At 73.3% G+C, this 19,802-nt stretch carries 15 protein-coding genes; 10 read left to right on the top strand and 5 right to left on the bottom strand.

What is annotated here, in order from left to right; translation table 11 throughout:
• Positions 1 to 276: 276 nt before the first annotated feature.
• A complete protein-coding gene (locus tag POL72_RS15695) occupies positions 277 to 1,080 on the top strand; it encodes a hypothetical protein (protein ID WP_272096139.1) in 804 nt (267 codons plus the stop codon).
• Positions 1,077 to 1,514 carry a type II toxin-antitoxin system death-on-curing family toxin gene (locus tag POL72_RS15690; protein ID WP_272096137.1) on the top strand — a complete coding sequence of 146 codons (438 nt, stop codon included), beginning with the start codon at positions 1,077 to 1,079 and terminating at the stop codon, positions 1,512 to 1,514. The genes POL72_RS15695 and POL72_RS15690 overlap by 4 nt, the downstream gene beginning before the upstream one ends.
• A 72-nt stretch (positions 1,515 to 1,586) precedes the next feature.
• Here POL72_RS15690 and POL72_RS15685 read toward each other — a convergent pair whose 3' ends face one another.
• Positions 1,587 to 2,717, bottom strand: a complete 1,131-nt coding sequence (locus POL72_RS15685; RefSeq protein WP_272096135.1) for an IS1 family transposase — start codon at positions 2,715 to 2,717, stop codon at positions 1,587 to 1,589.
• A gap of 230 nt (positions 2,718 to 2,947) precedes the next feature.
• Positions 2,948 to 3,346: a hypothetical protein gene (locus tag POL72_RS15680; protein WP_272096133.1), complete on the bottom strand. Its 399-nt coding sequence runs from the start codon at positions 3,344 to 3,346 to the stop codon at positions 2,948 to 2,950.
• A 643-nt stretch (positions 3,347 to 3,989) separates the two neighbouring features.
• On the opposite strand from POL72_RS15680, the gene POL72_RS15675 reads away from it, so the two are divergent.
• The 3 genes from POL72_RS15675 to POL72_RS15665 all read left to right on the top strand — a co-directional run bounded on the left by POL72_RS15675 (position 3,990) and on the right by POL72_RS15665 (position 9,985).
• Complete coding sequence (locus tag POL72_RS15675) at positions 3,990 to 5,411, top strand: carbohydrate-binding protein (RefSeq protein ID WP_272096131.1); 1,422 nt, start codon at positions 3,990 to 3,992, stop codon at positions 5,409 to 5,411.
• Between the two features lie 202 nt (positions 5,412 to 5,613).
• Positions 5,614 to 7,086, top strand: coding sequence for a hypothetical protein (locus tag POL72_RS15670; RefSeq protein ID WP_272096130.1), 1,473 nt, complete (start codon positions 5,614 to 5,616; stop codon positions 7,084 to 7,086).
• Between the two features lie 82 nt (positions 7,087 to 7,168).
• Positions 7,169 to 9,985: an AAA family ATPase gene (locus POL72_RS15665; RefSeq protein WP_272096129.1), complete on the top strand. Its 2,817-nt coding sequence runs from the start codon at positions 7,169 to 7,171 to the stop codon at positions 9,983 to 9,985.
• A gap of 9 nt (positions 9,986 to 9,994) precedes the next feature.
• Here the strand turns inward: POL72_RS15665 and POL72_RS15660 are convergent, their stop codons facing one another.
• The 3 genes from POL72_RS15660 to POL72_RS15650 form a co-directional block, all read right to left on the bottom strand.
• Entirely contained in the window at positions 9,995 to 10,378 is a 384-nt protein-coding gene (locus POL72_RS15660; protein ID WP_272096128.1) for a nuclear transport factor 2 family protein, read from the bottom strand.
• Positions 10,379 to 10,419: 41 nt separating this feature from the next.
• The gene (locus tag POL72_RS15655) at positions 10,420 to 11,124 is read right to left on the bottom strand and encodes a hypothetical protein (RefSeq protein WP_272096127.1); all 705 of its coding nucleotides are present in this window, start codon (positions 11,122 to 11,124) and stop codon (positions 10,420 to 10,422) included.
• Positions 11,125 to 11,204: 80 nt separating this feature from the next.
• Positions 11,205 to 14,015, bottom strand: a complete 2,811-nt coding sequence (locus POL72_RS15650) for a DUF4388 domain-containing protein (protein WP_272096126.1) — start codon at positions 14,013 to 14,015, stop codon at positions 11,205 to 11,207.
• Positions 14,016 to 14,335: 320 nt separating this feature from the next.
• Here POL72_RS15650 and POL72_RS15645 point away from each other — a divergent pair, with 320 nt between their 5' ends.
• The 5 genes from POL72_RS15645 (at position 14,336) to POL72_RS15625 (ending at position 19,685) form a co-directional block, all read left to right on the top strand.
• Complete coding sequence (locus POL72_RS15645) at positions 14,336 to 14,533, top strand: hypothetical protein (RefSeq protein ID WP_272096125.1); 198 nt, start codon at positions 14,336 to 14,338, stop codon at positions 14,531 to 14,533.
• Positions 14,534 to 14,599: 66 nt separating this feature from the next.
• Positions 14,600 to 15,289 (top strand): sterol desaturase family protein, encoded by a 690-nt coding sequence (locus POL72_RS15640; RefSeq protein WP_272096124.1) that lies wholly within the window; start codon positions 14,600 to 14,602, stop codon positions 15,287 to 15,289.
• A 158-nt stretch (positions 15,290 to 15,447) separates the two neighbouring features.
• Positions 15,448 to 16,575, top strand: a complete 1,128-nt coding sequence (locus tag POL72_RS15635) for a hypothetical protein (protein WP_272096122.1) — start codon at positions 15,448 to 15,450, stop codon at positions 16,573 to 16,575.
• A 255-nt stretch (positions 16,576 to 16,830) separates the two neighbouring features.
• Positions 16,831 to 18,519 carry an ATP-binding protein gene (locus POL72_RS15630; RefSeq protein ID WP_272096121.1) on the top strand — a complete coding sequence of 563 codons (1,689 nt, stop codon included), beginning with the start codon at positions 16,831 to 16,833 and terminating at the stop codon, positions 18,517 to 18,519.
• A complete protein-coding gene (locus tag POL72_RS15625) occupies positions 18,516 to 19,685 on the top strand; it encodes a response regulator (protein WP_272096120.1) in 1,170 nt (389 codons plus the stop codon). Before POL72_RS15630 ends, POL72_RS15625 begins: the two co-directional genes overlap by 4 nt.
• Positions 19,686 to 19,802 lie beyond the last annotated feature (117 nt).

Genomic DNA, 19,802 nt, shown 5'->3' with positions numbered 1-19,802 from the left:
AGATGAGCGCGAGAACACGAGCCGAACGCGAGGCCGTTGCAGAGCCCCGCGGCGCCTTGCAGATCCTCGACGCCATCAAGCGGCACTTCGTCAGCAAGTAGCTGCCGTCCCCGGGCCTCGACGGCCACGGGAAACCATCCAGGCCACGACGAAGATCCCCGGGCGAAGCATCGCGTAAGATCGCCGCGCAGGCTCAGCAAGAGGACCGCGGGCGCGTCGCTGCGCTCAAAGGCCCCCGGCTTGACGCCGGGTGCCTGCTCGGCCAGCGTGCACCCCATGGGTGTCAAGCTGAAGGTCACCTTCGACGGGGACGAGCCTGGGCTGGCGCAGCACCGCCTGAGCCTCTCGTCCTTCGGGGAGTCCCTCAAGCTCCTGCTGTCCGCGCTTCAGCGGACGGCATCGGGGATCCTTGCGTCCGCGCTGGATGATACGGAATACGGCACCAAAGGGGGCCGGCTAGCCGCCGAGGCCAAGCTGCTGGACCTCGAGCTCGCTTCCATCGAGCAAGGATCCGCCGCGCCGACCTTCGTGTGCGTGGCCAGGCCAGGATCTCAGCTGCACCTACAGAGCTTCGACACGTTCGGCGAGCAGACTGTCCAGCGTCTGGTCCAGGATCTAGACGCCGAGCGCCAGGGTAGGCCGGCCAACGCCTCCGTGCGTCGATACCTTCGGTCGCTGCCGGCAGGCGTACGCGCTCAGCGCTACACGGCCTGGACCAATGGAACGGTGCTCGCTGATGTACAATTCGGTGAGCTATCGTTGTTAGAGGTTCCAGCCCAAGGCGCTCGTCTGGTCAAACTTCTTGGCCGGATCTTGAGCGTAGGGTTCGACCCTGGCGCAAGCTACATTACCCTGAAGACGAGCAGCCGCACTGTGCGGTGCTCGGCGTCGTCGGAGCAGGTAGAGCGCGCACTTCCGCTGCGTCACAAGGACGTGGCTGCCGCTGTACTCGACGGGCAGAAGCCATCTCTGGTCTGGATTCTAGATGCGGCAACCCCACCAACCCGCGTACCGATCGAGAGCACGATAGAGCACCTGCGCACGAATTGGGCGGAGACAATGAGGATCCTTGCCCAATGAACGATGATTTGAATTGGGCCTTCGTGGAGGTCGAAGACGTGCTTCACTTGCACGCGGCCGCTATCCGCCACTATGGCGGGGATCAATCCATTGCACCAAAGGCTGGGTGCGTTGAAGGAAGCATCGGGAGCGCTGTCACCGCTTCGATGTACGTGGCGGAGGACGGAGAGCCCGATCTGCTCGTGGCTGTCGCCTATCTGCTCGTGTACCTCGCCAAGAACCACTGTTTCGTGGACGGGAACAAGCGCGTCGCCTGGAGTGCCCTATTACGTGTCCTAGATGCAAACGGCATCCAGATTATAGCGAAACAGGATGAAGCAGCGGCGTTGGTCAACGACGTGGCAAGCGGCGTCATTGATGCGCATGGTGTTTTGAACTGGCTCTCGTCGCCGAACCGGATTGGAGCCGCCCCTGGATGGGCAGATACCACCTGAATCTCCGTCAGTGGACCATTGCTCTGCTGCTAGAACATCCCGGCAGCGGTTTCCGGCCGAGAAACCGAAACATCACTCGGATTCGCTGAACAACCTCAGCTGTACCATCCTGCGCGGCCCTGGCGCTGGCGGCGGCTCGGACGGCGGCGGTGGCTCCGGCTCCAGATGGGCCGCCGTGCGCGCCGCGGGTGGCGGCTGCGGTGTGGACGGCGTCGACGGGGTACCACCGCCCGAGACGAGCCGGAGCCACCCCTTGCCCCCGGGCAACTGCCGGACGGGCCCGGTCTGCGCCGGCTGCGGGACCGGCGGCGCGGCGGCTGGCTCCGCCAGCGCGGCGCGGACCAGATCCTCGACGGACCAGAGCTCGGCGACGATCCCCGCGGCCATTGCAGGCGACACGCGCAGCGACGCGTGAACCCGCGTCAGGTTGTACGTCGCGACCGACAACGCCACGGCGGCGCTGTGGCTCCGCAGGCTCTTGCTGAACGAGAGAGCCAGCCGGCGCTTGCACCCGTTGATGTGCCGCGCCGTGAGGCGGTACCGCTCGACGCCGGACGTGCTCATCCGCTTCGGATCGGGCGCGCCGAAGACGGCCGTCTTCCGGATGAAGCGCGCATCGCGCGCGGGCTCGTACTTGTGGTCCGGGCTCTTGTTGTAGCCGTACTCCTTGATCACCATGGCGTAGTCCGCACAGCCGCGGAACGACGCGTCGATGGCAGGCACGTACACGGCGAGACCATCGCTCGTGATCTGCGGGACGACGAGTACGCGGGCGCGCAAGTCGGCCAGGAACGCGTCCGTCGTCGCCTGGTCGCGCTTCCCAACGGCGTAGGAGATCACCAGCTTCGATCGCCTCGCGAACGCGGTGAAGGTGAAGACATCGCCGTACTCGGCCGGGTCCTCCGCCGTCACGCGCTTGTCCTTCTTCGCGATGAAGCTCCGCTGCTCATCGAGCTCGATGTCGGGCTCGCACAGTCCCTGCACGAGCCGGTTGTGCAGGCGCGCGCAGCCCTCACCGAGCTCCACGGCGAAGCGCAGGATGGTGCTCTTGGCGACGCCGGTCTGGCGCTCGACAGCACGCACGCTCGTCCCCTCGACCAACGCGGACGCGATGCGCACGCGGGTCTCCATCGGAAGCACGTTCGGCACGGGCCCCTTGCCTCTCCCCAGAAGGGGGGCCCATGATGCGCGTGCGAGGTGCATCGGGCGGGCCACCGTCCGGTGTTCGCAGCCCTGCTTCCGGAGTCCAGCCGGGGGCAGGGCGCTTTGCTAAGTACCCTGCAAGATAGCACTGAATGCCTATGTTTCTCTGCGTTTCTGCGAGGCTAGGACAGCAGCCGTCATAGCCGACGCGCGTGATTGCAGCCTGTTTAACGGCTCTTTCGCGTCATGGCGCGCAAGCGCTGACGGGCTACGCAACGCGCGTAGCGGCGTCAGCACTGGCCCGAGGAGGCTCGGAGATCCACCTCGATCATGGCGTTGTCGCTATCCCGATCCGTGATGCGCATGCGGAGGCAGCTCGCGTTCAGCGCTCGATCGAGCCAAGCGTCGAGACTTTCGCCGTCGAGTTTCTCCTCGTCGTACGGTTCGAGGCTGACCGGGCCGATGTAGACCCACCCCAGGAACCTATTCCCGTGCTCGTCCAGAAGCCAGCGGCCGACGAGCTTTGCTTGGATCGTCGGCACCACGGGAGGGCGTGCCGTCCGGTCGATGCGAACGCTGCTGTTGAGTTGGAGGGGAAACTCCTCGCCTTCTCGCGTCGGCGGTCGGTAGACTTCCGTCTTGAGAGCTTTGTCGAGCAAGTCGGGATCAGGTGCATCGATGGGTTCCATGGCACAGGTCTCCGTCGCAGCGCCACGCCGCAGGGACATGGCGGGTTCAAGCGCTCGCGAGTCAGGTGCGGAAGCGCACCTTCCACCTTAGGTGGACGGCGCAGCCGTGCCCTCCAACATGCGCGTCGCGAACACGGCGCGCGATCGGGTGCCCCGCGGTGCGGGAACCCCGGGCGCGCCGGGCTCTGGGGAATCATGGATCGCCGCGGATGAAGGTCAAGATCGCAGACGACAAAAAGTAAAACAATTTTGAATAGATACGATATACGATCGTAGAGCTCCGGCAATCTCATGCCTGTAAATGCCCTTCGAATGTGCGTGCCGGCACTTCGGGCGCCTGCACGCGCGGGCAACGGTGGTGTGGGCATGGGTGGGTGATTGCGCGCGGGCCATGGATCCGCCGGGCTCCGCGCGCTTCCGGCGAAGTGGTCGCTATTGGAACGGGGTGGTCGCGTTTCAGGCAAACGCGACCACTACCTCTCGACAGCCGCGGGGCAGAGTTTCAACTCACCCGGCGACTCCCGGCACGCTCCGCTCTGAAGCCCACCACCTACCGGTCGGCCACGACGTGCCGCGCTCGCGAGCAGCGCTCTATCCTCGTGCAGGCCGGGGATCGAACCCGAAGCCCCTTCACGAGGACCCGATGAAGAGCTGCACCCTCCTCCGCTTCCTGCTCGCCGCGGCGAGCTTCGCCTCCGCGTGCGCCGCCAGCGACAACGACGCAGCGCACCTCACCGCCGAGCAATGCGCGAGCGCGCCGGCGTGGACCGAACGGGCCGCCTTCTCCGCCGGCGACGTCGTCGAGTTCGGAGGCGCCTACTACCGGTGCGTGCAGGGCCACACCAGCGAGCCCGGCTGGACCCCACCCGCCGTGCCGGCCTTGTGGACCCCCGGCACCTGCAAGGGCGGTGATCCCGATCCCGGCGACAGCGGCGACGGCGGCGGTGGTCCTGGCGGCGGCGACACCGGCAGCGGCGGCGGCGGCAACGGCAGCGGCGGCACCAGCAGCGGCGGCGGCGACGACACCGGCAACGGCGGCGGTGGTGCTGGCGGCGGCGATGGCGGCGGCGGCAACGGGAACGGCGCGCTCCTGTTCGGCCCCTACAAGGACACCGGCGTCAACATGAACTGGAACACCAACGTGATCTCCACGAAGGTGTCGGGGACCCAGACCGTGTTCACCGACGACCTCAAGGCCGCCGGCGGCAACGTCGTCAGCCTGGCCTTCGCCACCGGCGAGTGCGGCAACGAGCGCTGGGGCGACGTGCCCGGCGCGGCGATGGCCGCCGCCAACGTGCCCGTGCTCGAGGCCGCCGGCGTCGACTACATCCTGTCGACCGGCGGCGCGGCGGGCTCGTTCACCTGCGGCTCCGACGCCGGCTTTGCGACCTTCCTCGATCGCTGGGCCGGCCCGCACCTGATCGGCGTCGACCTCGATATCGAGGCCGGCCAGTCGCCGCAGGTGATCGCGGCGCTGGTGCAGCGCCTCGAGGCCGCGCACGCCGCGTACCCGGACCTGCGCTTCAGCCTGACCGTGGCGACCCTCGCCAACAACGAGGGCGCGTCGACGGCGCGCTCCCTCGGCAGCAACATCGGCTCGAGCCTCAACGTCCTCGGCGACACCGCCATGGCCGCGGTGGCCGACGTCTTCGGCTTCGACGGCAGCGCGGAGACCTGGCCCAGCTACGTCACCGTCAACCTGATGACCATGAACTACGGCTCGCCCGGTCCCGGCGTGTGCGTCGTGTCCGGCGGACAGTGCGACATGGGCCAGTCGGCGATCCAGGCCGCGTACAACCTGCACGATCACTTCGGCGTGCCCTACGCCAACATCGAGCTCACCCCGATGATCGGCGGCAACGACGTCCGCGGCGAGCTCTACACGCTGACCGACGTCGACGAGACCGCCGCTTTCGCCAGGTCCCAGGGCCTCGCCGGTGTCCACTACTGGTCCTACGACCGCGACGTCGACTGCCCGATCGGCGCAGCCTCACCGGTGTGCAACTCCCTCGGCAACGCCGGGACCCGCGGCTTCCTCGCCCGGTTCCTCGCCGCGGGGCTGTAACCACAGCGCGACCGCGCGCGGCGGAGTGGCCGGTGTACGGGGTGAAGCGGCCCTGCGCCCCGGACACCGCCCAGCCGCGGAGCCAGAGCGCCCCCCGGGCCCGACCGTGGGGCCAGAGCGCACCCTCCCGGTCCCGAAGAACGGGTGATGGCGGCGACGAGGCGCGGCCACACAGCCTCGACCATTACCTCGGAGGTACCGGATGCGATCTGGGAAATGGCTGGCACTCTTCGCTCTCCCTGCGCTCGCGGCGTGCTCGGCGGCTCCAGACGAGCCGCCCCGCGCGCTCTCGGTGGTGGAACCGCCCGCGGCGTCCGGCGCCGGCGAGGCAGCCGCCTGCGGCGCCCTCGCGCCCGCCGGGCCCGCGCTGAGCCTCGCGCAGCCGGGCACGGACCTGCTCGATCCTCAGTGGGTCCTCGGGGCCAAGGACGCTCCGGTCTATCTCTACACCTCGTCCGCGACCCCGGCCGGGAGTCGGGTTCTCCAGCGCGTCGCCCTGGATCCCTGGTCAGCGCAGCCGCCCGCCTTCAGCGAGCCGGCGCTGGCGCTGGACGCAAAACACAAGACCATCCCGGGCGATGCCTTCGCGGTGGCACAGCTCTATCCGCTCGATGATGACGACAACTTCGAGTCCGTTGTCGTTTACCGAGAGCGCTATACGACCCTCTTCCCGGATCCCCTGCCGCCAGGCAGCTTTTTCAGGACCGCGCGCGCCTGGAGCGAGGGCAGCGAGCCCTTCTCTTCATGGTCGCAGCACATCGGCCAGCACTACGGCGAACGCATCGTGTCGTTTCGTTCCTCAGGGGCGGAACAGCTCGCGATCACCGAGGTTTACGAGCCCGGCCCGCGGTACGCGATGATGGTCGGCACGGTGTGGAATGGGGTGGGCAGCTCGAAGACCGGGATGTACGGCGGGTGCGCAACAACGCCCATCGCCTTCGATGCGGCATGGTGGAAGCGAGTGGATGAAGAGGATACGGGATGGGTGCTGCGCTACTGGCTCTTCGGCGCCGCGCTGGGCGCGCCCACCGATTGGCAGCCCGGGTGGTTTCCGTGCGACGTCAAGTACCCGGGCGTCGGACCGGCGACGACCATCTACCTGGGACGGTACTCCGTGGACGGCATCAGCATCGCCTCCAGCGGCAGCGCGATGTCCTCGAATGAGGCGATCCACGAGGCCGCGCCGGTCGCGCGCCTCCGCATGGCCCCACGCCCCGACGGCGCGTGGCTTGCCTGGACCCTCGCGCCGCTCGAGGGCGCGCCGGGCGCGCTGCGCGTCGCGCGCATGACGCCTTCGGGCGGGATCGCGCTGCCCCCCATCACCGTCCCCTCGTGCTCCACGCCCGTCGCGGAATCGCTGGCCGCCGAGCAGGTGGACGGAGATCTGGTGGTCGCGGTCGTCGAGACGAACACGCGCGGCAAGGACCGGATCGTGCTCCGCCGCCTCGACGCGGATGGCAGGTTGACCTGGATGAGCACCCTTTTCCCGGGAGGGAAGGTCGAAGGCAGCCTGTCGATGCTCGCACAGCGCGATCGCGGGCTCTTGATCGCGTGGGCGGAGCGGCCGTCGAGCTCGTCCGCCTCGCAGCTGCGCGCGGTGCGCCTCGGGTGCGCCGAGGGGTCCTCCGCGGCCGGCACGCCCGTCTGCGAGACCGAGGAGGTGATCCCGCAGTGACGCGGCGCGCGGCGGCCGGCCTCCGAAACTTGGCCCGCCCTCGCCCGGCGTGCGAACCCCGAGCCCGGAGACCTCTGCAAGGATGACCAGCCCTCGCTCCCACGCCGAGCTCGTCACGCTGCGCAAGCTCGCGCAGGACCTCGCCGCCCAGCGCAAGGAGCGCCTGTCGAGCGTGCACCTCCTCGTGGCCATCGCCATGAGCGGCGGCCCCGCCGCCGATCTGCTCCGCGATCGGCGGCTCGACGACGAGGCCCTGCTCAAGGCGACCCGCTCCGTCGACGACGAGGGCCCCGACCCGATCGGCCGGGCGATGGGGGGCGCGCGCGACGTCGCGAAGCGGGCGACCGCGAAGGAGCCCGCGGCGCTCCACCTGCTGCTCGCGCTCCTGTCCGATCGCAGCTCGGCCGCGCACCGCGCGCTCACCCAGTCGGGGGTCGACCTGGCGCGGCTGCGGACCGCGGCGCTCCAGATCGCGCTCGGCGTGGTGCAGGCGCGGCGGACGCCCTCGCGGCTGCTCCAGGACGGCGGCGCGCCGGAGACGCCGCCCGCGTCGGCCGCGACGCCCACGGCGCGACGCTCCCGCGGCGAGGCCGCCGATCCGGCGCGCACGCCGCGTTCGCCACGGACATCCCAGGAGCTGCGGCCCTCCAAGGGCGCCGGCGTCGCCGTCCCGGAGCTGCGGCCCGCCAAGGGCGCCGGCGTCGCCATCCCGGAGCTGCGGCCCTCCAAGGGCGCCGTCGCGCCGGAATCGCGGCCCGCCAAGGGCGCCGGCCCGGGCGTCACCGTGCCGCTGTTCCCGCCGACGCCGCTGTTCCCGCCGGGGCGCCCCCGCCCCGCCGCGGCCCCGATCGGAGCCGACGCGCTGAGCTCTGCCGAGCCGATCGCCCTCACGCCCACCCCCTCTCCGGCGTCCTCGGCCTCCCCCGCCTCCGCTTCCGCCGCTTCCCCCGCCGCGCCCGCGCCGGGGCGGCCGCTCCCGCCGCTCGCGCCGCCGACCGCCACGAGCGCCGCCGCGAGCGCCGCCCTCGCGGCGCGCTTCACCCTCGACCGCGCGCGCTTCCCGGCCCTCGCCTCGCTCGGGCACAACCTCTCCCTCGCGGCGGTGCAGGGGGAGCTCGAGCCGATCGTCGGCCGCGAGCACGAGATCGAGCAGGCGCTCGACGTCCTGGCCAAGCGCCACGCGAACAACCCCTGCCTCCTCGGCCCGGCGGGCGTCGGCAAGACCTCGGTGGCGCGCGGCATCACCCACCGGCTCGCGTTCGACGAGCGGGAGCCGCGCATCGTGGTCGAGCTCGTGCCGTCGGAGCTCCTCGCGGGCACCGGCGCGCGCGGCGCGCTGAGCGAGCGCCTGTCCGCGCTCCGGTCCGAGCTCCGCGAGGCGGGCGGGCGGGTCATCCTGTTCATCGACGGCCTGTCGGAGCTCTTCGGCAGCGGCGCGCTCGACGAGGCGATGGCCGAGCTCAAGCTCGCGCTCGCCCGCGGCGAGCTCACGCTGATCGGCACCGCGACGCCCGAGGAGTACCGCAAGAGCATCGAGGTCGACCCGGCGCTCGCGCGGCGCTTCACGATCGTCGAGATCGACGAGCCCGAGGAGGACGAGGCGTTCCTGCTCCTCCAGAGCGTCGCGGTCGGGCTCGGCGCGCACCACGGGCTCGCGTTCACCGACGAGGCGCTGGCCTCGGCCGTCGCCTGGTCCGTGCGCTACCTGCCCGGGCGCGCGCTGCCCGACAAGGCGCTCTCGATCCTCGACCTCGCGGGCGCGCGCACGCGGCGGCGCGCGTCGTCGACGTCACGCGCGTCGCGCGCGGCGCTCCGCGAACCTGCGCAGCCGGCGCGGCAGGTGGGGCCCGCCGAGGTCGCCGAGGTGGTCGCCGAGCTCGCCGATCTGCCGGTCGAGCGGCTCCTCGAGACCGACCGCGAGCGGATGCTCTCGCTGGAGACGCTCCTCGCCGAGAACGTCGTCGGCCACGGCGAGGCGCTGGCGCGCATCGCGCGGGTGCTCCGCCGGAACGCGGCCGGCCTGCGCGCGCGCCGCCCGATCGGGTCGTTCCTTCTGCTGGGGCCGACCGGCGTGGGCAAGACGGAGACGGCGAAGGCCATCGCCGAGGCGCTGTTCCACTCGCCCGACGCGATGACGCGGCTGGACTTCTCCGAGTACGCGGAGTCGCACGCGGTCGCGCGCCTCGTCGGCGCGCCGCCCGGCTACGTCGGCCACGAGGCGGGCGGCCAGCTCACCGAGGCGGTGCGGCGGAGGCCGTACCAGGTGGTGCTGCTCGACGAGATCGAGAAGGCGCACCGCGACGTGCTCGAGGCGTTCCTCCAGGTCTTCGACGAGGGCCGCCTGACCGACGGCCGCGGACGGCGGGTGGACTTCACGAACACGGTCCTCGTGATGACCTCGAACCTCGGCGCGGCGGAGGCCGGCGCGCTCCGGTCCGAGCGCTCCGTCGGCTTCGCCCGCACCTCCGCGGCCGTGTCGCCCGAGCGCCTCGGCGAGGCGATGCTCTCCGCGGCCCGCGCCACGCTCCCGCCCGAGCTCTACAACCGCATCGACGAGGTCCTCTGCTTCGCGCCGCTCACGCGGGCGGACGTCGCCGAGATCACGCGGCGGCTGCTGGGCGGCCTCGAGCGCGAGCTCGAGGCGCGCGGCGTGGAGCTCGAGGTCGAGCCCGAGGCGATCGACGCGCTGCTCGACGCCGGAGGGTTCGACCCGGAGCTCGGCGCCCGGCCGATGAAGCGCACGATCGCGCGCCTCGTCGAGGCGCCGCTCGCGGAGCTCATCCTGCGCGGCCAGCTCGAGGAGGGGTCGGCGGCGCTCGTGGGCGTCGAGCAGGGCGAGGTCGTGGTGGACGCGATCGCGCGGGCCAGCACGCGGCGCTACGCCGCGTGCTCCAGCTGAAGCGCGGCGCTACGCCGCGTGCTCCAGCTGAAGCCCGAGGGCTCTCGGATCGAAGTACGCCTTGAACCTCCTGATGGCGCCGGCCGGATGCTCGATGACGCTCACGCCGTCGTACGAAAACTCCCCTCCGTGAGATAGCTTTCCACGGCTCGTCCACTCGAGGATCGCGGCCTCGTCCGACTCGACGACGCACCGGAACTCCGACCGCACCTCGCCGAAGGTGTGCCGGTAGCTGCGCCAGAAGTTGCGGGCGCCGTCGGGGCCGTGGAGCGGCCTCGAGACCGTCGGGTTGCTGAGCTCGGCGTCGGGCGCGAACAGCCGCGCCATGGGCTCGACGTCGCCGCTCTCCTCGATCCGATGCAGGGCTTCGATGAACTCGCTCGCCTTGGACATGGTGCCTCCTGCAGTGCGGGCGCCTGCAAGGGGCGGACCTCTCAGTGCGCGACGGAGCGCTCGTGCCGCCGCGTGACGACCGCGATCGCGACGGCGAGCAGCGCGGCCAGCAGGAACCCCCCGCCGAACGCGAGGCCGATGATCCAGGGCTGGATCGCCCTCCCCAGGCCGTCCGCGAAGCCCGTTGCGGCGGCGCGGCTCGCGCGCTCGATCGCGACGCTCGAGCAGCCCGGGTCGCCGGCGGGACACCCGGCGAGCTGCTCCATGAGCTCTTCCGTCCCCTCGCGCGCCGCGGCCCTCGCCGCGGCGCCCGTGCCCTGCTCGACGAGGGTGACGAGCGCCCGGTCGTGCTGGAGGGCCCCCTCGATCACGGCGCTGCTCACAGCCTCGCTCGTCTGCGCGATGACCGGCTCCAGGCCCTCGGCCTGCCGCCCGATCTCCGCCGCGCCGGCCCGGACCGCATCGTGGACGATGGCCCCCACGAGCGGCCGCTCGCGCTCGTGCGCGCCCTCGGCCGGCCTCTTGGCCGATCCTCCTGCGGGCCCGGCCCGGTCCTGCGCGCCGCGCTCGAGCGCCTCGAGCGTGCCGTGGGTCGCCTCCTTCGCCGCCTCGCGGACGCACCCCGGGGCGAGCGCGAGGGCGGCGATCAGCGCCGCCGCGGCCGATCGACCGGAGCGCGTCGGCTCGCCCGCGCGCGGCGCCGTCGACGCCGCCGGTCCGGGTCCGGGAGAGAGCGAGCATTGCACAGCCGCGCCGGCCTTCATCAACCGTGCCCGCGGCGCGTCCTGCAGCGTGCGCGGAGCCGCCTCCCCGCGCCCGCGGCCGCTTACGGCGGCCCCGCCTCGATCGCCCGCCGGTACCGCTCGCGCCGGTGCGGCTCGCGCAGGATCTCGTAGGCCTCGTCGAGCACCTCGATGACGAGCCGCACGTCGTCGAGCAGGTCCACGGTCGCGGCGGTGAGCAGGGTGGAGGGCTCGAAGGCCTTCCTCAGCGCGAGGTACGCGCGGCGGATCTCGTAGTTCGTCGCGTCGCGCGGGATGCCGAGGATCGAGAAATAGTCCCCGTCCTCCACCAGCGCGAGCCGCGCCCGGACGCGCTGCCGGATCGCCTCCTCGTCGAGCGGATCCTCCACCGGCGGGGGCGGCGCCTCGGTGATCGACGGCGGGATGAGGACGTCGAGCACCTCCAGGCAGACGAGCGCGTAGAGCACGCTCGCGTTCTCGGGCTCCGCCACGCTCACGAGCTCGCCGACGCTGCGGCCGCGCGCGGTGCGCACGAGCTCCTCCTCCTCGCGCCGCAGCGCGCACTCGCCGAGCAGGTTGCGCCGGACGCCGTCGTCGAGGCGCGCCCCCGGGCCGCCGAGGCGGCGCAGGGCGACCTCGGGGGCGATCACGCGGCGGATCGTCTCGACGAAGACCTCGGCGCCGGTGGCGCCGCCGAAGACGTTCGGCTCCGCCTTGAGGCGGCCCGGCGGCTCGGGCTCGAGGTCGCACGTGCCCGCCTCGACGAGCACGACGTGGCCGATGACCCACTCGGCGTGCGCGCGCAGCACCGGCCAGAGGTCGTCCTGGCCGAGGTGGCCGTGCGCGATGAGCGCCGCGCCTGCGTGCCGGCCCGAGGCGGGGAGCTTGCCCGCGAGCCGCGCCGCGACCTCGCGCTCGAGGTCGCCCCGCCCGACAAGGAAGGCGAGCAGCGTCTCCTCGGGGATGCTCGAGCCGGCGGTGACGAGATCGCCCTCGTGCAGGACGATGCGCCGCGCGCCCTCCTCGGTCGTGATCGCGAGGGCGCCGGAGGAGCGGCTGCCCACCGCGCGGGCGAGCGCGCGCGGCGCGTCGCCCGGGCCGAGCACCGTGGCCGAGGAGGCCCCGCCGGAGCTCGGCGCCTCGTCGACCGGCTCAGGCGCCATGGCGCGGCCGAGCACGGCCGCGCTGACCGTGGCCGGCGCGGGCGGCACGAGCGGCAGCGGAGGCGGCGCGGGCCCGCGCAGGGCCGCGCCGGAGATGGCCATGGACGGCGGAGCTTGCAGGGGCCCGCGGCCGAGCGAGACCGGGCTCGGAGCGGCAGGCGGGCTGGGCGCCAGGAGGCCGCGCCCGAGCGAGCCGGCGCCCGCGCTCGCCGGGACGGGCACGCCAGGAGGCGCAGGGGCGCGCCCCGCCGGGGCGGAGCGGGCCTGGGACGGCACAGACGGCAGCGGCTCGGGCTCGGCCCTGCCGACCGACGGCAACAGCGCGGTCCGCACCTCGACCGAGGGAGGCGACACGAACGCGACGCCCGGAGGGGGCGGCGGCGGAAAGCCGGGCGCGCGCGCTTCCCGGCCCTCGCGCGACCGGGGCGGCGGCGGCTCCGTGATGCGCTGGCGCACGCTCGGCTCGAGGCGACCCGACGGAGCGCGCGCCCAGTCGACGTCCTCGCCGCCGCGCGCGGGGCCAGGCAGGGCGCGGTCCCACGCGGGCTCCTCTCGCGGCGCGGGGGATGGCGAGGGCGACCGATCCCACGCGGGCTCGGGGCGCGGCGGCGGCGACGCGAAGGCGTGGGGCCGGCCCGCGTCGCGCGGGGTCGGCGGCGCGGCGTCGCGGCCGCCGCTCCGGCGCGCGGGACCGCCGTGATCGCGCTCCTCCCTGCCGAGCAGGTGCGCCTCCCTGTCGAGCGAGAGCGCCGCGAGCTCGGGGCCGGCGCGCTTCGTCGCGTGCGCCCCGTCGAGCGCGGGCTCGGCGTCGAGGTCGTCCTCGTGCTCGTCGCCCGGCTCGGCGAGCTCGACGAGGGAGTCGCCGGGCCCCGTGTGCTCGGCGCGGGTGGCCGCCGGCTGCGGAGCGGGCGCGACGCCGTACGGGCCTTCGCTCGTCCTCGGCTGCGAGGGCGACCCGGTGGGCACCGGGGCGACGGCCGCGCTCGCGCCGGTCCGCGGCTCGTCCTCGTCCGGATCCAGCGGCTCGTCGAGGGCCGAGAGCAGCTCCGGCGACAGCATCAGGTCGACCTCCTCCTCGGCCGCCGGGATGCTCGACGGGTGCGCCTTCGCCGTGACCCGCTGCTCGGCGGCGACGAGGATCTCCTCGAGCTCCGGGCTGATGCGCGCCGGCAGGAGCCGCGGGCCGACCTCGTCGCCGTCCTCCTCCGGGGGTGGCAGCACCGAGCCGACGTCGAGCGGGTCGAGATCGCTCGAGAAGTCGGGGTTCGACGGGACGTCATTGTCGAGCGGGAGGCCCGCCGCGAGGCGCGCCTCGACGGCGTGCTCCCCGCGGAACCGCCCGGGCTCCGCGACAGCGCTCACGTGCGCGGCGAGCTCGGCGGTGTCGACCGGGCGCTCGAAGACCTGCCCGAACAGCTGGGGATCGAGCTCCGCCGAGCGGACCGGATCCCCCACGAGGAGCACGGACGCGGCGACGCCGCCCGGCCGCAGGTAGAGGCGCTCGAGCGCCTCGATCGCGCCGGGCTCGTCGATGTCCACGATCACGACCCGCGGCGCGTCGCTCGCGAGGCGCGCGTCGAGCTCGGCGATGGACGCCGCGATCACCTCGAAGCCCCGGCCGCGCAGCGCCGCGCCGATCGCCTCCCCGTCGGCCGACGCGTCGGCCAGCAGGACGGCGCCTTCGCGCGGGCGCGCGTGCACTGCTTCGTAGTCGTCGCGGAGCTCGGACACGGCGGTCATCTCGTGGCGGCGGCCCGGCGGAGCAGCGCCCAGGGGCCCGCATCGACTGGACTCTCGACGGTCGTCGGCGGGCTGTCAAACGCGATCGCGGCCCGCTCGCGTTCCCGCTCGTGTTCCCGCCGCGCAGCGCAGCTCCCTCCACAACGGCCCCGCCGGCGCGGCGAGGTCTCCACCCCTGCTGCGCTGGGAGCGCCCGGCCGACATCACCTCCGCGACGCGAGCGCGAGGTCGACGTCGCCGCGCATCGACGCACGCCCGCACGCGCGCGGCGGCGCCCCCCGCTGCGGGCGCCGCGTGGTAGACGTCGACGCATGGTGCTCGGCGCTTCCCACAACGAGATCGCCCTGACGGCCTTCCTGCTCATCGTCGTGCTGCTCGCCGCGAAGATCGGCCGCATCGGTGAGGCCATCGGCGGGCTGTTCGAGCGGGGAGCGCCCGCGACGGACGGCGGCGCGCCCGAGGACGGCGCGGAACAGGCGGACCCGAAGGAAGAGCGCCAGGAAAGCTGAGCGCGCCCCCTCGCTCGTGGCCTCGCCCGCGCTTGCGTTCTGTTTTTTTAGAATTCATAGTCTCCGATGGTCGTGAACGAGCCGGCCTCGCCGCGGTCGCGGCGGCGCGCGGAGATCGCGGCGCGGATCCCGCGCGGGTACCGCCCGGCGCTCCACCTCGCGGCGCCCACGCTGCTCGGCGCGCTCGTGCTCGCGGCGGCGGTGCGCCTGCTCGACGCCGTCGATGCCGTCGAGCTCCTCGCTGTACCGGCGACGCTGCTGCTCGCCTTCGCCTTCGAGTGGTGGGCGCACAGGTCGGTGCTGCACCGGCGGGCGCCGCTGCTCGGCGCGCTCTGCGAGCGGCACGAGCGCGAGCACCACCTCGCCTTCACCGCCGACGACATGGCGCTGCGGAGCTCCCGCGAGCTCTGGCTGGTGCTGACGCCGCCCACCTCGGCGCTCCTGGTCCTCGCCTCGCTGCTGCCGCTCGCCGCGGCGGCGGGCGCCCTGTTCTCGCGGGACGCGGCGCTGCTCGGGCTCGCGACGGCGATGGCGTTCTTCGTCAGCTACGAGTGGCTGCACCTCGCGTATCACCTGCCAGTGGGCAGCCCGGTGTACCGGATCCCGGGGCTCGCGCGGCTCCGCGAGCACCACCGCCGGCACCATGACCCCCGGCTCATGAAGCGCTGGAACTTCAACGTGACCGTGCCCGTGTTCGATCTCGTCCGCGGGACGCGCTGGTCGCCGCCGCCGCGCCGGCCTACGCCGCGCGCGTAGCCGCCGCGCCGGCCTGCACCGCGCGCGCAGCCGCAACGCAAGGGCGCGCAGCGCCACGCAGGGGCGCGCCCTGCGCAGCGCCCTCCGCCCCGCCGGGGCGCGCGAGGTGCGCGCGCGCGCCGGGGCGTCCGCCGCGGCCGTGTGCTAACGGGTCGCGGGTGCAGCCGCGGACCAGAGACGGCCTCGTCCTCCTGCTCGTCGGGGTCCTGCTCGGCGGCGGCGTCGCCTGGCTCCTCGGCCGCCGGCGGGAGAGCCCGCCCGCCGCGCCGCGCGCGCTCGACGCCGTGCCCGCGGGCGCGATGCTCGTCGCGACGCTCGATCTCCCGGCCCTGCGCGCCTCTCCCGCGTTCGCCTCGTTCCTGCGCGAGGAGCGCGAGATCCCGGGGCTCGGCAAGGTGCGCGACGTGTGCGGCTTCGACCCGGTGGCCGCGTTGACCGAGGTCGCGATCGCCATCCCGGCGGCGGGCGAGGGCGGCGACTTCGGGCTGGTCACGGCCGGCGCGGTGCAGGACGAGGCGCTGCTCGCGTGCGCCTCCAAGGTCATCGAGGCCCGCGGCGGGCGGCCGGTCGTCGCCGGGATCGGCAACTTCCGCGCGGTGCGGGACTCGAGCGCCGAGGGCCACGGCGAGATCGCCGTGCGCCCCGGGGGGCCGATCCTGCTCGGCGGGGGCGCGTACCTGCGCGCCATGATCGACGCCGCCGAAGGCCGCGCCGGCAACGTCGGCGCGAGCGGCGCGCACGACGCCATCGCCCGCGCCGTGGGCGAGGGGGCGGCGCGCGTCACGGTGGTGCTCACGCCCGAGCAGCGCGCCGAGATCGGGCGCGAGCTCGCGCTGAGCGGCTCCAGCCGATCGCCCGCGGCGTCCCTGCTCTCCGGCGGCGCCAGCGTCGCGCTCGGCCCCGAGATCGCCGTCCACGCCGCCGTCCTCTGCGACGCGGAGGCCCCCTGCGCCGCGCTCGGCGCGGAGCTGCGCGCGGCCCGCGACGCGCGCGCGGCCGACTTCGCGACGCGGCTCGTCGGCTTCGGGTCCGTGCTCGAGCGCATCGCGATCGCGGCCGAGGGCAAGGCGCTCCACGCCCGCGTCAAGCTGTCGGCCGAGGAGGCCGGCGTCCTCGTCGATCGGCTCGCCTCGCTTCGCGGCCTCCGTCAGCCCGCGCCGGCGCCCAGGCCGCCGCCCGCGCAGGGAGACAGCGACGCGCCGCCGTACGCAGACGCCGGCCCGCCGCCGCCCGACGCGGTCGTCACACCCCGCCCGCGGGCGACGCCGGACGGCGGCGCGCGGTAGCGCATGGGCCCGCGCCGCAAAGAACCGAGCGCCGCGCTGCGGCGGAGGGCTCCATGGGTTCGCCCCTTCCCCTCTGGCATTGGCCATCCCTGGTTCGATGGTTCCGTGGTCCGCCTGACGAGCGCGCCGCTCCGCCGCCAAAAGCCGCGCGGCACGGCCGATCGGGCCCCCACGGGCTGCCCCGAAGTCCTGTAACCTGATCGTTGCCTTCCGACGGGATCGGCGCTCCGGTCCTTCCCGCCGCGCAGGAGGCGGGTGGGGGCACATCGCATGCAGGTCGTCGGGATCTCCGCCTTCGTGGTCGTCGGGACCCTTTTTCTGGTCGCCCTCTGGGCGCTCCGCCGGCGGCTCCACGCCCGCGAGCGCGAGCTCGAGCGGAAGGCGCAGGAGCTCGCGGTGAGCCGCGCCGCCGAGCAGCGGCTTGTGGAGGAGCTCGCCGAGGCGCGGCGGGCCGAGGAGGAGGCGCGCAGGGCGAGGGAGGAGGCCATGAACGCGAGCCGGTCGAAGAGCGCGTTCCTCGCCAACATGAGCCACGAGCTCAGGACCCCGCTCAACTCGATCCTCGGCTTCGCGCAGCTCGTGGAGCGCGACCCCTCGCTCGCCGACCGGCACCGCGAGAACCTCGCGGTCATCTGCAAGAGCGGCGAGCACCTGCTCGGCCTCGTCAACGACATCCTCGAGATGGCGAAGATCGAGGCCGGCCGCATGACGCTCGTCGACGCCGAGTTCGACCTCCACGACACGCTCTCGGGGCTCTCGGAGATGTTCGCTGTCGAGGCCCAGAAGCGGGGCCTCACGCTCACGGTGGAGCGGGCGCAGGACGTGCCGCGGCACGTCCACGGCGACGAGGGGAAGCTGCGGCAAGTGCTGATCAACCTGCTCGGCAACGCGCTGAAGTTCACGCCCCGCGGGTCGGTCACGCTGCGCGCCTCGGCGCGGCGCTCTACCGGCGTACGTGAGGGCGGCGCGCACGACGGCGCGGCGGGGCGGGTGCGGGTGTCGTTCGAGGTGGCGGACACCGGCCGGGGCATGGCCAAGGCGGAGCTCGCGGAGCTCTTCGAGGCGTTCGCGCAGACCGCGACCGGGCGGCAGTCGCGCGAGGGCACGGGCCTCGGCCTGCACATCAGCCGGCGCATCGTGCGGATGATGGGGGGCGACATCCGGGTGGAGAGCCAGGCAGGCCGCGGGACGACGCTCCGCTTCGACGTGCGCCTGTCGCTGGTCGACGCGCCCGACGCGCGCGCCGGCGGCGCCGCGCGCCATCCGGCGGCGCTCCGGGCCGTGGGGCTGTCGCCGGGCCAGCCGAGGTACCGCGTGCTCGTCGTCGACGACCGGTGGGACGTGCGCCACTGCCTGCTCAAGCTGCTCGACGCGGTGGGCATCGAGGCGCGCAGCGCGACCAACGGGCTCGGCGCTGTGGCGCAGTGGGAGACGTGGGCGCCGCACCTCGTCCTGCTCGATCTCCGCATGCCGCTGCTCGACGGCTACGAGACGGCGAGCCGCATCAAGTCGAGCCCGCGGGGGCACGAGACGGTCGTCGTGGCGATGACCGCGAGCGCGTTCGAGCAGAACCGGGCGCTCGCGGCGGAGGCGGGGTGCGACGACTTCGTGAGCAAGCCGTTCCGCGACGCGGACATCCTCGGCCTCCTGACGAAGCACCTCGGGGCCCGCTTCGAGTACGAGGAGCGCGCCGCCGAGCCCGGCGCGGCCCAGGGGGCGCCGGCCGTCGACCTCGCCCGGGCGGCGGCCGGGCTGCCCGCCGCGCTCCGCAAGGACCTCCGGCGGGCGGCGACGCGGCTCGACGCGAAGGCCGTCCAGGCGACGATCGATCGGTTCCGGCCGGAGGACGCGGAGCTCGCGGGGGCGGTGGCCGAGCTCGCACGGGGGTATCGCTTCGACAGCATCTTGGCGCTATCGAGCGCCGACGAGGAGGAGCCGTCATGACGGACACCGACGCAAAGCCAGCCCCCCGCGGGGCGGCCCCGGGCGCGCGGCCGGAGCGCCCAAGGGAAGAGCCCCCGAGCATCCTGATCGTCGACGACATGCCGGCGAACCTTTCGCTCCTGACCTCGATGCTGACGGCGCAGGGCTACGAGGTGCGGGCGGCGATCAGCGGCGCGATGGCGCTGATGTCGGCGGCGGCGGCGCCTCCGGACCTCATCCTGCTCGACGTGAGCATGCCCCACATGGACGGCTACGAGGTGTGCCGCCGGCTCAAGGGCGATCCCGGGACGGCGGACATCCCGGTCATCTTCCTGAGCGCGATGACGGGCATCGGCGACAAGGTGATGGCGTTCGACGCGGGCGGCGTCGATTACGTCACGAAGCCGTTCGAGCTGCGCGAGGTGCTCGCCCGGGTGGGGACGCAGCTGCTCTTGCACCGGCAGCGCCGGGAGCTCGAGCGGCAGCGGAGGGAGCTCGAGGAGCGCTACGCGCAGATGCGCCAGATGCAGGCGGCGCTGCGCGGCTATCTCTCCGACCGGGCGTGGGAGAGCATCGAGGAGAGCGTTTCGTCGAACAGGCCGAGCCCGCCGGCGCGCGAGGTGCTGACGGTGCTGGTCAGCGACATCGAGGAGTTCGTGCGGCTCTCGGAGAGCGAGGAGCCCGGGCCGCTGATCGCGGATCTCAGCCTCTACATGGCCACGGTGGCGCAGATCGTCTACGACCACGCGGGCGAGGTCGACAAGTACGTTGGCGACGGCATGCTCGCGTTCTTCCGGAGCGCGAGTGACGCGCTCGAGGCGGCGCTGCGCATCCAGCGGAGCATCGCGGCCTTCAACGAACACCAGCGCTCGCAGGGCCGGCCCGCCTTCCCGACGCGGCTCGGGCTCTCGACAGGGCCGGTCCTCCTGGCGAGCATCGGGTCGAGCGGCAGGCGGGAGTTCACCATCATCGGCGATCGTGTGAACACCGCGTTTCGGATTCAGGCACAGGCGAGGGCCGGTGGCCTTCTGATGGATGAGGCGACGTTCACCGCGGCCGGGAGCCCGGGAGAAGCGATGCCCGCGCTGGTGCGGATCCGGGGAAAGCAGGGAGAGGAGAGGCTCTATGCGATCTCGCCGGAGGCAATGGTGGAAGGCGGCGGGCGCGGCGGGGCGGAGGGCGGTTGAACGTTCACACTCGCACCCGGCCCGAGAGGCTCGCTGTTCAAGGCTGCTCCCGCGCCTGATCGTGTCGCCCCACACCGCCGGCGCCATTCGAGTTCGAGCGCCTGGATCGTGCGATCT

Source organism: Sorangium aterium (genome assembly GCF_028368935.1).
GTDB classification, from domain to species: domain Bacteria; phylum Myxococcota_A; class Polyangia; order Polyangiales; family Polyangiaceae; genus Sorangium; species Sorangium atrum.
This window is presented reverse-complemented; position numbering and strand designations above follow the sequence as displayed.

Excerpts from the sequence above, each read along its gene's own strand:
- POL72_RS15695 (WP_272096139.1), top strand. The coding sequence starts at position 277 with ATGGGTGTCAAGCTGAAGGTCACCTTCGACGGGGACGAGCCTGGGCTG.
- POL72_RS15690 (WP_272096137.1), top strand. The coding sequence starts at position 1,077 with ATGAACGATGATTTGAATTGGGCCTTCGTGGAGGTCGAAGACGTGCTT.
- POL72_RS15685 (WP_272096135.1), bottom strand. The coding sequence starts at position 2,717 with ATGCACCTCGCACGCGCATCATGGGCCCCCCTTCTGGGGAGAGGCAAG.
- POL72_RS15680 (WP_272096133.1), bottom strand. The coding sequence starts at position 3,346 with ATGGAACCCATCGATGCACCTGATCCCGACTTGCTCGACAAAGCTCTC.
- POL72_RS15675 (WP_272096131.1), top strand. The coding sequence starts at position 3,990 with ATGAAGAGCTGCACCCTCCTCCGCTTCCTGCTCGCCGCGGCGAGCTTC.
- POL72_RS15670 (WP_272096130.1), top strand. The coding sequence starts at position 5,614 with ATGCGATCTGGGAAATGGCTGGCACTCTTCGCTCTCCCTGCGCTCGCG.
- POL72_RS15665 (WP_272096129.1), top strand. The coding sequence starts at position 7,169 with ATGACCAGCCCTCGCTCCCACGCCGAGCTCGTCACGCTGCGCAAGCTC.
- POL72_RS15660 (WP_272096128.1), bottom strand. The coding sequence starts at position 10,378 with ATGTCCAAGGCGAGCGAGTTCATCGAAGCCCTGCATCGGATCGAGGAG.
- POL72_RS15645 (WP_272096125.1), top strand. The coding sequence starts at position 14,336 with ATGGTGCTCGGCGCTTCCCACAACGAGATCGCCCTGACGGCCTTCCTG.
- POL72_RS15640 (WP_272096124.1), top strand. The coding sequence starts at position 14,600 with ATGGTCGTGAACGAGCCGGCCTCGCCGCGGTCGCGGCGGCGCGCGGAG.
- POL72_RS15625 (WP_272096120.1), top strand. The coding sequence starts at position 18,516 with ATGACGGACACCGACGCAAAGCCAGCCCCCCGCGGGGCGGCCCCGGGC.